This is a genomic window from Georgenia sp. (assembly GCF_054605595.1).
Genome location: NZ_JBTSDU010000089.1, coordinates 1 through 13,401 on the forward strand (window position 1 = coordinate 1; position 13,401 = coordinate 13,401).

12 protein-coding genes are annotated in these 13,401 nt (G+C 70.3%); 6 read left to right on the forward strand and 6 right to left on the reverse strand.

Annotated features, from left to right (window positions below; translation table 11 throughout):
• The coding region (locus ACYC1Z_RS10660) for an SDR family oxidoreductase (protein ID WP_461409513.1) at nt 1–147 on the forward strand (147 nt) is incomplete at its 5' end.
• A 14-nt stretch (nt 148–161) separates the two neighbouring features.
• Nucleotides 162–2,237: an FAD-binding protein gene (locus tag ACYC1Z_RS10665; RefSeq protein ID WP_461409502.1), complete on the forward strand. Its 2,076-nt coding sequence runs from the start codon at nt 162–164 to the stop codon at nt 2,235–2,237.
• Between the two features lie 23 nt (nt 2,238–2,260).
• Here the strand turns inward: ACYC1Z_RS10665 and ACYC1Z_RS10670 are convergent, their stop codons facing one another.
• From ACYC1Z_RS10670 to eda, 4 genes are all read right to left on the reverse strand, one after another.
• Nucleotides 2,261–3,313, reverse strand: a complete 1,053-nt coding sequence (locus tag ACYC1Z_RS10670) for a LacI family DNA-binding transcriptional regulator (RefSeq protein WP_461409503.1) — start codon at nt 3,311–3,313, stop codon at nt 2,261–2,263.
• A gap of 4 nt (nt 3,314–3,317) precedes the next feature.
• A complete protein-coding gene (locus ACYC1Z_RS10675) occupies nt 3,318–3,449 on the reverse strand; it encodes a hypothetical protein (RefSeq protein WP_461409504.1) in 132 nt (43 codons plus the stop codon).
• Between the two features lie 31 nt (nt 3,450–3,480).
• Nucleotides 3,481–4,608, reverse strand: coding sequence for a sugar kinase (locus tag ACYC1Z_RS10680; protein ID WP_461409505.1), 1,128 nt, complete (start codon nt 4,606–4,608; stop codon nt 3,481–3,483).
• A gap of 67 nt (nt 4,609–4,675) precedes the next feature.
• Nucleotides 4,676–5,305, reverse strand: a complete 630-nt coding sequence (eda, locus tag ACYC1Z_RS10685; protein WP_461409506.1) for a bifunctional 4-hydroxy-2-oxoglutarate aldolase/2-dehydro-3-deoxy-phosphogluconate aldolase — start codon at nt 5,303–5,305, stop codon at nt 4,676–4,678.
• 204 nt (nt 5,306–5,509) lie between these two features.
• Between eda and uxaC the strand changes: the two genes are divergently transcribed.
• Nucleotides 5,510–6,937, forward strand: coding sequence for a glucuronate isomerase (uxaC, locus tag ACYC1Z_RS10690; protein ID WP_461409507.1), 1,428 nt, complete (start codon nt 5,510–5,512; stop codon nt 6,935–6,937).
• Nucleotides 6,934–8,337 carry a mannitol dehydrogenase family protein gene (locus ACYC1Z_RS10695; protein ID WP_461409508.1) on the forward strand — a complete coding sequence of 468 codons (1,404 nt, stop codon included), beginning with the start codon at nt 6,934–6,936 and terminating at the stop codon, nt 8,335–8,337. The genes uxaC and ACYC1Z_RS10695 overlap by 4 nt, the downstream gene beginning before the upstream one ends.
• Nucleotides 8,338–8,416: 79 nt before the next feature.
• On the opposite strand, the gene ACYC1Z_RS10700 is transcribed toward ACYC1Z_RS10695, so the two are convergent.
• Together ACYC1Z_RS10700 and ACYC1Z_RS10705 are read right to left on the reverse strand one after the other, a co-directional pair.
• Complete coding sequence (locus ACYC1Z_RS10700; RefSeq protein WP_461409509.1) at nt 8,417–10,051, reverse strand: acyl CoA:acetate/3-ketoacid CoA transferase; 1,635 nt, start codon at nt 10,049–10,051, stop codon at nt 8,417–8,419.
• A gap of 88 nt (nt 10,052–10,139) precedes the next feature.
• On the reverse strand, nt 10,140–11,213 hold the full coding sequence (locus tag ACYC1Z_RS10705; RefSeq protein ID WP_461409510.1) for a LacI family DNA-binding transcriptional regulator: 1,074 nt from the start codon (nt 11,211–11,213) through the stop codon (nt 10,140–10,142).
• Nucleotides 11,214–11,735: 522 nt separating this feature from the next.
• On the opposite strand from ACYC1Z_RS10705, the gene ACYC1Z_RS10710 reads away from it, so the two are divergent.
• The gene (locus ACYC1Z_RS10710; protein ID WP_461409511.1) at nt 11,736–12,782 is read left to right on the forward strand and encodes a TRAP transporter substrate-binding protein; all 1,047 of its coding nucleotides are present in this window, start codon (nt 11,736–11,738) and stop codon (nt 12,780–12,782) included.
• A 58-nt stretch (nt 12,783–12,840) separates the two neighbouring features.
• The coding region (locus tag ACYC1Z_RS10715; RefSeq protein ID WP_461409512.1) for a TRAP transporter small permease at nt 12,841–13,401 on the forward strand (561 nt) is incomplete at its 3' end.

The window sequence follows — 13,401 nt, forward strand, 5'->3', positions numbered from 1 at the left end:
TTCCGCCAGGGGGCAGCCCCCATCCCACGGTGGGGTCGGCCCGCGGACGTCGCGGGTGCGGTGGCGCAGCTCTGCGCCGGGCAGATGCCCTACTCCACCGGTGACGTGATCAACGTCGACGGTGGCATGCACATCGCTCAGCTGTGAACGGAAGGACGGACATGACCAGCACCGCGACCCCCCCTACGCATGACCCGGTGACGGTGCGCCTGGCCGGCCAGGACGTACCCGTGGTCAGCGCCAACACGGTGGTGGTCGGCACCGGCTCGGCCGGTTACTGCGCCGCCGAGCGCCTCGTCCGGCTGGGCGTGGACGACGTCGTCATGGTGGTCGACAAGGTCGGTGCAGGCGCGAGCCGGAACGCCGGGTCGGACAAGCAGACCTACTACAAGCTCACACTCTCGGGCGATGACGGGGACTCCGTGCACGAGATGGCGCGCACCCTGTTCGCCGGCGGCGCCATGGACGGAGACACCGCCCTCGCCGAGGCCGCCGTCTCCGCCCGGGCCTTCCTCCATCTGTGCGACCTGGGGGTGCCCTTCCCGCAGAACCGGTTCGGGGAGTTCATCGGTTACAAGACTGACCACGACCCGCGTCAGCGGGCCACCTCGGTCGGCCCCTACACCTCCCGCACCATGGTCGAGAAGCTCGAGGCCGCCGTGGGTGCCAACGGGACCCGGGTCTTCGACGAGTGCCGAGTGGTCGACCTGCTCGTCGAGGACGGCAAGGTCCGCGGCCTGCTGGTCCTGCGCACCGACGTCCCGTACGGCGGCGAGCGGAGCCCGTTCCTGCTGTTCCGGTGCACCAACATCATCTACGCCACCGGCGGGCCGGCGGGCCTGTACGCCAACCGGGTCTTTCCCAACGGTCAATGGGGCGCCTCCGGGGCGGCCTACCGGGCGGGCGTACGCGGCAAGAGCGTCACCGAGTGGCAGTTCGGCCTGGCGTCCGTCAAGCCGAAGTGGAACGTCTCCGGGACCTACATGCAGGTCCTGCCCCGGTTCGTGTCCACCGACGCCGACGGCGGGGACGAGCGCGAGTTTCTCGCCGAGTCGATCCCCGACTACGGGCGACTGCTCAGCCTGGTCTTCCTCAAGGGCTACCAGTGGCCCTTCGACGTGCGCAAGGCACGGGACGGCTCCTCGTTGATCGACCTGCTCGTCTACCGCGAGACGGTGCTGCGCGGACGCCGGGTCTTCCTGGACTTCCGGCACAACCCGGTGCGCGAGGTCCTCGACCCGGGCGCGCTGGCCCCGGAGGCGTTCGACTACCTCGGCGAGGCCGGGGCGCTGTTCGGCACGCCCATCGAGCGCCTGCAGCACATGAACCGCCCCGCGTACGAGTTCTACCTGGAGCGGAACCCATACGTCGACCTCGAGCAGGAGATGCTCGAGATCGACGTGTGCGCCCAGCACAACAATGGCGGGCTGCTCGTGGACGCCTGGTGGCAGTCCAACATCGAGGGGTTCTTCCCGGTGGGGGAGGCAGCGGGCGCGCACGGTGTCTACCGCCCCGGTGGTGCGGCGCTCAACAGCGGGCAGGTGGGCGCGACGCGCGCTGCCCAGTTCGTCGCTGCCCGCCGTGCCGCGGAGCCGGTCGCCCCGGAGTCGTTCGTCGCGGCGGCGAAGAACGTCCTGGCCGCCAACGTCGAGCTGATCCAGCACGCCACCGATCGGGCCGCCTCGGGCGCGACCGACAACACCGGTGACCTGCTCCGCGCGGTGGGGGAGCTGATGAGCGTGAAAGCCGGACCGGTGCGCTCGGCGTCGTCGATCGCCGAGGCCCGCGAGCAGGTTCGCCGGTGGCTCGCCGAGTACGACGAGCTCGTGGTGGCGGACGGCGGCTCCCGCCGGGCCATCAACCGCACCTTCCTGGTGCGAGACATCCTCACCACTGCCTACGTGTACCTCACGGCCATGGCCGACTACGTCGACCACGGCGGCCGGTCCCGGGGTTCGGTGCTCTACACCGACCCGGAGGGGACCTTGCCGGTGGTCGGCCACGGTGAGGCGGCGCACGAGGAACTCGACCTGCCGGAGATCTACCGGTTCCGCCTCGACGACGGGGCCCTCGACGGCGAGATCCAGGAGGTCGCCTGGCGACGACCGCTGGACGCGACCGCGGGTGGGGGCGGCTGGGTGGACTGCACCTGGCGTCCGGTGCGGCCGCTGCCTTCGGAGGACGCGTTCTTCGAGAACGTCTGGCGCGACTACCGGGAGCACAAGAACATCTACTGACAAGGCGTGTCGAAGGCACTCCGTCAGCACAGGTGCGGGGTCGTCTCCCGCACCACGACCGTGCTCGCCACCGCCGTGTGGGGCGGTGTGTCGCCCGCCGGCGCGAGGGCCAGGGCCGTCATCGTGCGACCGATCTCCTCCATCGGCAGCCGCACGGTCGTCAGGCCGGGGGTGATGTCCCGCAGCGTGGCGATGTCGTCGAAACCGGCGAGGGCGAGATCACGGGGTATCCGCACACCGCCGTCACGGGCGGCGGCCAAGGCGCCGATCGCCATGACATCGCTGACCGCAAAGACCACCTCGACGGGGTATGCCTGTGCGAGCAGCTGCTGCATCCCGACGTAGCCGCCGTCGCGGGTGAACGCACTGACGACGACGGCGTCCGCCGGGACCGCGATGCCCATCTCAGCCAGTTGTTCATGGAATGCTCCCGCGCGTTCCCGAGCCGTGACCTGGCCGGTGGGGCCGGCCAGCACCGCGAACCTGCGGTACCCGCGCGCATGGAGTTCGCGCGCCAGGGCACGCGCACCACCGGCGTTGTCCGCGTCCACCGTGGCGACGTCGAGCCCGGCAGAGCCCACCATGGCGACCGAGCCGCCGTCGCGCTGATAGGTGGCCAGAGCCTCGTGCAGCTGCTCGGCGCTCGGCCCGGTCTCCTGCCGCCCACCGGCGAGCAGGATGGCGCGCACCCGCTGGTTGTGCAGGGCGCGGACGAGGCCGAGCTCCCGTTCGGCGTCGTGCTGGGTGTTGGCCAGCATGACGGCGAGGCCGTGCCGGTCGGCCTCCTGGGTGACCCCGGCGGCGATCGTGGAGAAGTACGGGTCGGCGATGTCGTGGACCACGAGGCCCACGGCCTGGGTGTGCCCGCGGGCCACCGCCTGGGCGTTGGCGTCGGGGGCGTAGCCCAGGCGCGCGGACGCGGCGATGACACGCTCGCGCAGCTCGGGGCGCACGGCGCGGCTGGCAGAGCCGTTGATCGCCCGTGACGCGGTGGCCAGCGAGACGCCGGCCTCCCGGGCGACGTCGCTGAGGGTCACCGCACCGGAGATGGTTCTTCTCGGGCGGCGTTCGCTCATGGGGTCACCTCCGTCGCGTGGTCGGCATGGCCATGGTCTCGCCGATGCGCAGCACCTCGGGAAGGTCGGCGGCGGGTGGTGCCGCAACCCGGGCTGCGGACTCCCGGGCCTCGGTACCGCCTACCGCGTACGTCACCGAACCTGCTCCTGTCGTGTCCCGTGCGACCTCAACGGTCCACGCGGGCGCTGCCGCCACCGGCGAGCTTGAGGACCTCGGCCTTGGTGGCCATCGTGGTGTCGCCGGGAGTGGTCATCGCGAGCGCCCCGTGCGCAGCGCCGTACTCGACCGCCGTGGCTAGTGGTTGGCCGTCGAGGAGGCCGTAGATGAGACCGGACGCGAAAGAGTCGCCGCCGCCCACCCGGTCGAGGATCTCCAGCCGCTCACGGTGCGTCGCCTGGACGACGCCGGTGCTCGGCGACCAGGCGATGGCGCCCCAGTCATTGATGCTGGCGCTGTGCACGGTCCGCATCGTGTTCCCGATGACCTTGAAGTTGGGGTACGCCTTCGCGACGCGGTCGATCATGGCGGCGAACTTGTCGACCTCGAGAGTGGAGAGGTTCTCGTCGACGCCCTCGACCTCGAAGCCGAGGGAGGCGGTGAAGTCCTCCTCGTTACCGATCATGACGTCGATGTGCCGCGCGATCTCGCGGTTGATCTCCTGCGCCCGGGCCTGCCCGCCGATGGACTTCCACAGGCTCGGCCGGTAGTTGAGGTCGTAGGAGACGACGGTGCCGTGCATCTTGGCCACGGAGACGGCCTCGATCACGGTGGCCGCCGAGGTCTCGGACAGGGCGGCGAAGATGCCACCGGTGTGCAGCCACCGCACGCCGAGCTCGCCGAAGAGGTGGTCGAAGTCGATGTCGCCGGGGGCGAGCTGCGAGGCTGCGGTGTGGCCACGGTCGGAGACGCCGACGGCGCCGCGCACCCCGAATCCGCGCTCGGTGAAGTTCAGGCCGTTCCGTGCCTGGCGACCGATGCCGTCGTAGGGCACCCACTTGATGAACGACGTGTCGAGGCCGCCGGTGAGGATGCAGTCCTCCACCAGCCTCCCGACCTCGTTGTCGGCCAGCGCCGTCACCACCGCACCGCGCAGACCGAACGCACGCCGCAGGCCGCGGGCGACGTTGTACTCACCCCCACCCTCCGAGGCGCGGAAGGACCGGGCGGTGCGGATGCGCCCCTCACCCGGGTCCAGCCGCAACATCACCTCGCCCAGGGAGACGGCGTCGTAGCGGCACTCGGCGGCCGGGCGAAGGTTCAGGGCCGCGATCTCGGCGGGAAGGTCAGTGCTCATGGATCACACCTCGGTCGTGTCGAAGGGCTGATGGGTGAACGAGTGGGTCGGAACCGGGTGGGCGGCCTCAGCGCGCGCTGCGGGCGAGCGCCATCGCCTCGGCGCTCAGGCGCGTCACTCCGGCGAAGTCACCCTCCCGGATGAGCTTCTGGGGCACCATCCAGGACCCGCCCACCGCGGCGACGGCCGGGATGTCGAGGTAGTCGAGGAGGTTGGCCGGGCCGACGCCGCCGGTGGGGACGAACCGGACCCCACCGAAGGGAGCGGCTAGCGCCTTGATGGCGGCGGGGCCACCGGAGGTGCCGGCGGGGAAGAACTTCACCGTCGTCAGCCCGAGCTCGAGCGCCGCCTGGATCTCGGTGGCGGTGACGGCGCCCGGCAGGGCGAGCACGCCGTGCTCCTGGCACCGTTCGACCACGGCCCGGCTCAGTCCGGGCGAGACGACGTAGGTGGCACCCGCCGCGACGGCCTGGTCCACCTGCTCGACGGTGAGCACCGTGCCGGCACCCACCAGCATGTCTCCACGCTGCGCCATCACTCGGATCGAGTCCGCCGCAGCCGCGGTCCGGAAGGTCACCTCGGCCACCGGCAGACCGCCGGCGACGAGCGCGGCGGCCAGCGGTCCGGCCTGTGCGGCGTCGTCGAGCACGACCACCGGGACGAGCAGCGCTACGGAGAGTGCGGGAAGAACATCCATCGTCGACTCCTTCAGGGAGGTTCGGGCGCAGATCGGGGGCGGGGTCGTACCGACACCCGAGCCGGTATCCGCCGTGCACGTCCGCTGCACGCCACCGTAGCAGAAAGCGCTTGCCGCACGGCTGGCACCTGGTGCTCGGCCAACCTGGTAGACAACCTGTGGCAACAGTTGGCGTCGCGGAAAGCGCCCGATGAGGATGAGTTCATGACGACATCAGACGAAGGCGTCCTCGCGGTCCACCCCGACCGCCTCCTGCCGACCGAGCCGGGGCTGCGTTCCGTCGCCCGGGAGCTGTACCGCTCGGTGAAGGACCTGCCGATCATCTCCCCCCACGGTCACGTCCCGCCACAGTGGCTCGCGGAGGACGCCCCGTTCTCGGACCCGACCTCGTTGCTCATCACGCCCGACCACTACGTCAACCGGTTGCTGCACGCGAACGGCGTCTCGCTCGCCGACCTCGGGGTCAATCAGACGGACTTCGGCGGGGCGCGGCAGCGGAACGCGTTCCGGCTGCTGTGCAAGCACTGGAAGGCCTACCGGGGAACCCCGATGAAGTTCTGGCTCGAGTCCGAGCTCGCCGACATCTTCGGCATCGACCTCGTGCCCTCCGAGGCGACGGCGGATGCGATCTACGACCGGATCGCCGAGGCGATCGCGACGCCCGAGTTCCGCCCGCGGGCGCTCTACGAGCGTTTCGACATCGAGCTCATCGCCACGACCGACGATCCCGCCGACGACCTGCGCCACCACATCGCACTCGAGAACGACCCCACCTGGGAGGGCAAGGTCGCGCCGACCTTCCGTCCCGACAAGTACCTCGAGCCCGCCACCCCGGTCTGGAACGCCCTCGTCGACACCCTCGGCGAGGTCGCCGGCGTGGACACCGCCACCTATGCCGGCTGGGTTGCCGCCATGGAGAACCGGCGAACCTTCTTCAAGGAGCACGGCGCGGTCTCCTCCGACCACTCCCACCGCGATGCCCGCGCCGAGAAGCTCGACGACGCCGAGGCCGAACGCGTCTACGCCAAGGCGCGCGCCGGTGAGATCACCCAGGCGGAGGGCGACGCGCTCCGGCGCGACTTCGTCTTCCAGCAGGCTCGCATGGCGTCCGAGGACGGCCTGGTCATGACCATGCACCCGGGCGTCGTGCGCAACCATCACACGCCCTCTTTCGACCGCTACGGCGCCGACGTCGGTTGCGACATCCCCATGCCCGTGGAGTTCGCCAACGCGCTCCAGCCCCTGCTGTCCGCCTTCGGCACCGCGCCGAACTTCCAGCTCGTCCTCTTCACGATCGATGAGACGGTCTACTCCCGCGAGCTCGCCCCGCTGGCCGGGTTCTACCCGTCGGTGTTCGTGGGCGCACCGTGGTGGTTCATCGACGAGCCCGACGCGATCCGCCGCTTCCGCCGCTCGGTGACCGGCTCCGGTGCCGGCTTCGGTCGCACGTCCGGCTTCATCGATGACACCCGCGCCTTCCTCTCCATCCCAGCGCGGCACGACATGAGCCGTCGCCTGGACTCCGGTTACCTCGCCGAGCTCGTGGGAGACCACCGGCTCACCATGGACGAGGCGTTCCAGACCGCGTACGACCTCGTCGTCACCCAGCCCCGGAAAGCGTTCAAGCTGTGAGCGCCCAGACGAACGTCCCCCGGCTCTCCCGCGAGCAGCACGGTCGTCCAGCCGGGCCGGTGCGCATCGTCCACCTGGGGGTCGGGAACTTCACCCGTGCGCACCAGGCCTGGTACACCGAGCACGCCCCGGACGCCGGGGAGTGGGGGATCGCGGCATTCACCGGCCGCCGCCCCGACACGGCTGCGGCGCTGGCGCCCCAGGACGGGCTCTACACGCTGATCACCCGCCACGCCTCCGGCGACGCCTTCGAGGTCATCAGCTCACTCTCCGCCGTGCATCCCGCGGAGGACACCGAGGCCTTCCTCGGCTACCTTCGCGATCCGCGCACGGCGATCATCACCACCACGGTGACCGAGGCCGGCTACATGCGCGGCTCCGACGGGCACCTCGCACTGGCGGCCGCCGACGTCGTCGTCGACATCGCGGCACTCAAGGAGGAGCCCACGAGCGCCGCCCGGACGACGCCGGGGAAGGTGGTCGGCGGCTTCCTTGCCAGGCGGGCGGCCGGTGCGGGCGCCATCACGGTGCTGCCGTGCGACAACCTGCCCGACAACGGCCCAGCCTTGCGGCGCGTGGTGGAGGAGCTGGCTGCCGAGGTCGACCCCACCCTGCAGGGCTGGATGGAGCAGCACGTCTCCTGGGCGACGTCCATGGTGGACCGGATCACGCCCGCCACGACGCCGGCCGAGCGCAGCGCCGTCGTCGAGGCTCAGGGATACGACGACGCCGCCCCGGTGCCCACCGAACCGTTCAGCGAGTGGGTCGTGGCAGGGGAGTTCCCGGCCGGCCGCCCCGCCTGGGAGCAGGCAGGCGTCGACCTCGTCCCGGACGTCCACCCGCACGAGCAGCGCAAGCTCTGGATGCTCAACGGCTCGCACAGCCTCATGGCCTATGCCGCGACGATCCTCGGCCACGAGACCGTCGCGGACGCGATCGGTGACCCGGGGGTCCGCGGCTGGGTCGAGGACTGGTGGGACACGGCCGGTCCCCACCTGGAGGTCGGTACCGAGGAGGTGACGCGGTACCGGACCGCACTTCTGGACCGCTACACCAACCCGCGCGTGCGTCACCTCCTGGGGCAGATCGCGACGGACGGTTCGCAGAAGATCCCCGTACGGATCCTCCCGGCCCTTGAGCTCGAGCGGCGCGCCGGCCGCATGCCGGTCGGTGCGGTGCGTGCCCTGGCCGCCTGGGTCCTGCACCTGCAGGGACATGGGGCTCCGGTCAAGGACGTGCAGCAGCAGGCCGTCACCGAGGCAGCCAGGGGTTCCGTCCCCGAGGCGATGGAGCGGCTGCTGCAGCTGCTCGCACCGGAGATGGTCCCAGACGACGAGCTCGCCGTCGCCGTCGCCGCCCAGGCAGCGGAGCTGCTCACCCTGGAGGGCACCGCCAGGTAACCCGCGGGCACCCCCGGCACGGCGGGGCCGGGGACATCGGTCGACCGCCGTCCCCGGCCCTGGGACGCGCCGGGCGTGCCTAGGCGGCCGAGGTCGGCCCGAGGGCGCGCAGCCGCTCGTGGTAAGGCCGTTCGGGTAGTTCGAGGCCGAGCGGCTCCCGCAGGAACAGCCGACGGTCCATCAGCTTCAGGTCCTCGCTCACACGCAGCGGGATCTCGCTGCGTGTGAGCACGTGTTCCTCCAGGTCCACCCCTGGGGCGATCTCGGTCACCGTGAGACCGTCCGGCCGCAGCTCCAGTACGCACCGCTCGGTGATGTACTTGACCGACTGGTGGCGCCTCCCCGCACGGGCACCGTCGTAGGTGATCTCGGCGACCCTCTCCACGAACTTGGTGTGCGCGCCGTCCCGGACGATGTCCAGCGCCCCGTCCTCGGTCACGCGGATGTCCCGGCGTCCGGCGGTGAACGAGCCCATGAACACCAGCTCGGGTGCCCCGGCGGTGATGTCGGCGAAGCCGCCGACCCCAGCCGTGACGTGTCGGCGGCCGGGCAGGTGGTGCACGTTGACGCTGCCGTCGCCGTCGACTTCCAGGAAGGAGAGGAAGGCCCGCTGGAAGCCCCCGCCCTGCAGGAGGGTGAACTGATCGACACTCTGCATGATCGCATCCGGGCTCTGGGAGCAGCCGAACGCGAAGTCGAGCAGCGGCACCCCGCCGACGGCACCCTGCTCGAGCACCCATGAGACGCTGCGGCCGGAGCCTTCCTCGACGAGGACGTGGGGGACGAGGGCGGAGACGCCGAAGCCGAGACTGACGGTCTCGCCGCTCGAGATCTCCAGCGCGCCCCGGCGGGCGATGACCTTCTCGACCGAGAATGGCACGGGCGGGATCTGGTCGAGCGGCAGGCGGATCTGCCCGGAGATGGCGGGGTCGAACTGCGTCTGCGTGGTCTGGGTCTGGTCGGGCGCCAGCACCACTGCGTCCACGAGGATGCCGGGCACCCGGACCCGCTGTGGGTCCAGGGTGCGGCCCTCGACCATGCGCTTGACCTGGGCGATGACGATGCCGCCGTTGTTCTTGGCTGCATACGCCTGGTCGAGCGCCCCCAACGGGGAACCCTCGTCCTCGTAGGTGAGGTTGCCGTACTCGTCGGCCGTGGTGGCGCGGATGATGGCCACCTGGGGCACGATCGACCGGAAGAACAGGTAGTCCTCGCCGTCGACGTCCCGGAGCTCGACCAGCTCCGCCGGCGTCGTCTCGTTCATTCTGCCGCCCTGGAGCCGCGGGTCGACGAAGGTCCCGGCGCCCACGGTGGTGAGGATGCCGGGCTGGTGGGTGGCCGCGGCGCGGTGCATCTGGAAGATGACGCCGGAGGGGAAGTTGTAGGCCTGGACCTCCTCGGCCTGGACCATCTGCCAGATGGCCGGCGGCTCCGCGCCGGAGGGCCCGGAGGGCAGGGAGCCGGCGACGAACCGGTCGAGGAGACCGGGCTTGGCGAGGTGATCGATGCCCGGCACGCCGTACATGTCGCCGGCGGCGATCGGGTGGAGCGTGGTGAGGTGGCGCGGGCTGCCGGTGGCCTCGAAGCGTTCGCCGATGCCCTGGAGCACGGCATCCGGGCAGCCCAGCGCCGACGAGGAGCTGACGGTGACGACGTCACCGTCCCGGACGAGTGCGGCCGCCTCGGCGGGGGAGAGGACCTTCACCTGTTGCATGAGAAACCTCGCTATCGGCCGCAGCCGGCGGCCAGTGGGAGCCGCTGGTGCGGCGGGGCGGTGCCGCAGCTGCGGCTGGATGGGGAGCTCAGGACACGGGCGAGGCGGCATTGCCGTCAGACCGGCGGGCTGTGCCGCACCGGCTACGCCATGCCGTGGTCGAGGTGCGCACGCGCAGCGTCGGTGCGATCAGCCGCATCTCGGGCGGTGCGGCCCGGCCCATCTTGAGCCGCCGGAGCAGCAGCTCGGCGCAGGCGGTCCCGACCAGCTCCGGATGCGTCGCCACGGTCGTCAGGGGCGGGCTCTGGTGTGCAGCTGCCGTGATGTCGTCGAAGCCGGCGACGGCTATGTCGGCCCCGGGGGCGACCCCGTGCTCGCGAAGAGCGGTGCTGACCGCCGAGGCGACGACGTCGTTGTAGCCGATGATGCAGTCGGGCCAGTCACCGCGACCGAGGAGGTCGTGGACCGCGTCCGCCACGCGGGAGGTCGTCGCCCCGGCGGAGGAAGCTGACCACCCGACGGTCCAGGAGCCGAGGTCCAGTGTGCCGTCCCCACCCTCGACCAGACCGGCCGCCCGTTCGCTGCGTGCCGAGGAGTCCTTCGGTCCGCCGAGCAGCGCAGCGTGACGGATGCCGACCCCGCGCAGGTGGCGACCGAGCAGACGCCCCGCCTCTCGGTTGTCCGGCCCAGCGTAGGAGACGCTGCTACCGACATGACGGGCGAACATGATCGTGGGTACCCCCTGGGCCTCGAGGCGCTCCACGAGACCTTGGTCCGTGCCCTCGGCCGGCAGGAGCAGCACGCCGTCGACCCGCCGTTCGGCCATCGCTCCGAGCAGCTCCTCCTGCCGGGCGGTCTCGTCACGCGAGTAGCCCAGGAGCAGCGTGTACCCGGCCTGGTGGAGGACGTCCTCCAGGGCCATGGTCAACGTCGCGAAGAAGGGGTTGTACAGGTCGGTCATCACCAGGGCGACGATCTTCGACGGCTCGCCGCGCAGGTTGGCCGCGGCACGGTCGTAGACGTAGCCCAGCTCTGACATCGACGCACGCACCCGCGCCGAGGTACCGGATGAGATGCGCGTGCTGCCACGCAGCACCAAGGAGGCGGTCGAGCGCGAGACGCCCGCGTGCGTGGCGACGTCCTGGAGTCTGATACGTGCCATGCGGCAGACGATAGGAGGGTTAGATCGATCGAGCAACCCCAGCGGTCCTGAGTGCTTCTCGGTCGGCCAGCTGTCCTCCGCGAGGATACGGGCCGCGATCGTCGGCCACGGACGTCGTGGGTAGCGCACCGTGATCACATCGTGACCATCGGTGGCGTTCATGAGCTTGGGTGTGCGGGATCGATCCACCCAATGGTCTGCACGAAATCGCCGACTCGGCGCCCTCCTCGTCGGTCGAGTTGCCCTTGAGGCGGAGCGAGGCAAGGGATGGCAACTGTTTGCCGGGGTGGGGCGGGTCTGCGTGAATAGGCAGAGCGCGCATCGTCCGGCGCCGGTGACTCCCGAGGTCGGATGCGACCTCGAAACCGGTTACAGTGATCGCGCTCACCCCCCGTGCCTGTACCTGCGGCGAGTCGCAGCGACGCCAACCGCTTGGGCAGGCACACGACAAGATCCGCCCACGGTGGGATGCCGGGGGTGCGTCAATACCGACTCAGCGATGAGCAGAACAGGATTCCAGACATGAAGCGCAGCAAGATTCTGATGACGGCGGCGACGATCAGCGCGACCGCGTTGGTCCTGGCCGCCTGCAGCGGTGGGGGCGGCGCCGCAGGCGACAGCACCACCGACGGCAGCGCGCCCGCGGCCGAGGGTAAGACTCTCCGCCTGGCGATCAACCAGACCGAGGACTACCCCTCGACGGTTGCGCTGACCAACTTCGGCGAGAAGCTCAGCGAGGCCACCGACGGCCGCTGGAGCGTCGACGTCTACCCGAACGAGCAGCTCGGCGCCCAGGCCGAGACTCTCCAGCTGGTCGCCGACGGCGCCGTCGACCTGGCCGTGGTGGCCGGGCCTCAGCTGGAGAACCTCAACAAGGACTTCGTGGTCTTCAACCTCCCCACGGTCTTCGAGAGCGTCGAGCACGAGACGGCCGTGATCAACGACGACGAGATCACATCCGAGCTGTACTCCTCCCTCGAGGATCAGGGCATCTCGGTCATCGGTGGCTTCACCGCCGGCATGCGCGGGGTCTACACCAAGGAGGGCCCGATCGAGAAGCCCGCGGACCTGGCGGGCATGAAGATCCGCGTGCAGGAGACCGACACCAACATCCGGATGATCGAACTCATGGGCGGCACCGCCACCCCGATGGCGTTCGGTGAGGTCTACACGGCGCTGCAGTCCGGTGTGATCGACGGCGCCGAGAACGCCGAGCCGTCCTACGTGACCCAGAAGCACTACGAGGTGGCGAAGCACTACTCCTACACCGACCACCTCATCAACACCGACTACCTGATCGCCAACACCGACCTGCTCGCCTCGATGTCCGAGGAGGACAAGGCGATCTTCGACGAGCAGTGGGACGCGTTCCTCGTGGAGTTCAGCGGCCTGTGGGAGGAGTCCCTGGCCAGCGCCATCGAGGAGGCCAAGGCCGGCGGCGTGACCTTCACGACGCCCGACAAGGCCGCCTTCGCCGAGGCTCTTGCTCCGATCGTCGCGGAGAGCCTGACGAACGACGTCCAGCAGAAGCTGTTCGACGACGCCAAGGCCGCGGCGCCGGGCGCCTGACGCCTTCCCGGAGAGACCGAGTCAGGAAAGTAGGGCCATCTTGAAAGCCTTCAGCAACGTGCTGGACAGAGTCCTGTCCGTCGCATGCATCGTTCTGTTCGCCGTCCTTGTTGTGGTTGTGACGTGGCAGGTCTTCTCACGCCAGGTGCTCTCCGACCCGAGCACCTGGAGCGAGGAGGCGGCCCGCTACGTCTTCGTCTGGCTCGGTCTCTTCGGGTCCGCGCTCGTCTTCTCCGAGCGCGGCCACATCGCGGTCGACTTCCTCGTGCGGAAGTTTCCCAAGCCGCTCATGCGGGCGACGCTGATCTTCGTCCAACTGACGATCATCGCGCTCGCCGCCATCGTGTTCGTCTACGGCGGCTGGAAGTACATTCAGCAGTCCTCCGGCCAGCAGCTCTCGGCGCTGCCGTTCAACGTCGGCCAGATGTACGTGGTCATGCCCATCACCGGCATGCTGATCATCTGGTACGCGGTGACGCACCTCATCGAGGCGTTGCGGGTGAGCGACCCGACCTCGCTCCTCGCGGTGGACGAGGAGGCCGAGGCAGCCGTCGCCGCGTACGCGGCCAAGGACGCGGCTGCCGCCGCGACCTACGGCGCCGGGGAGTCGGGCGCCGCG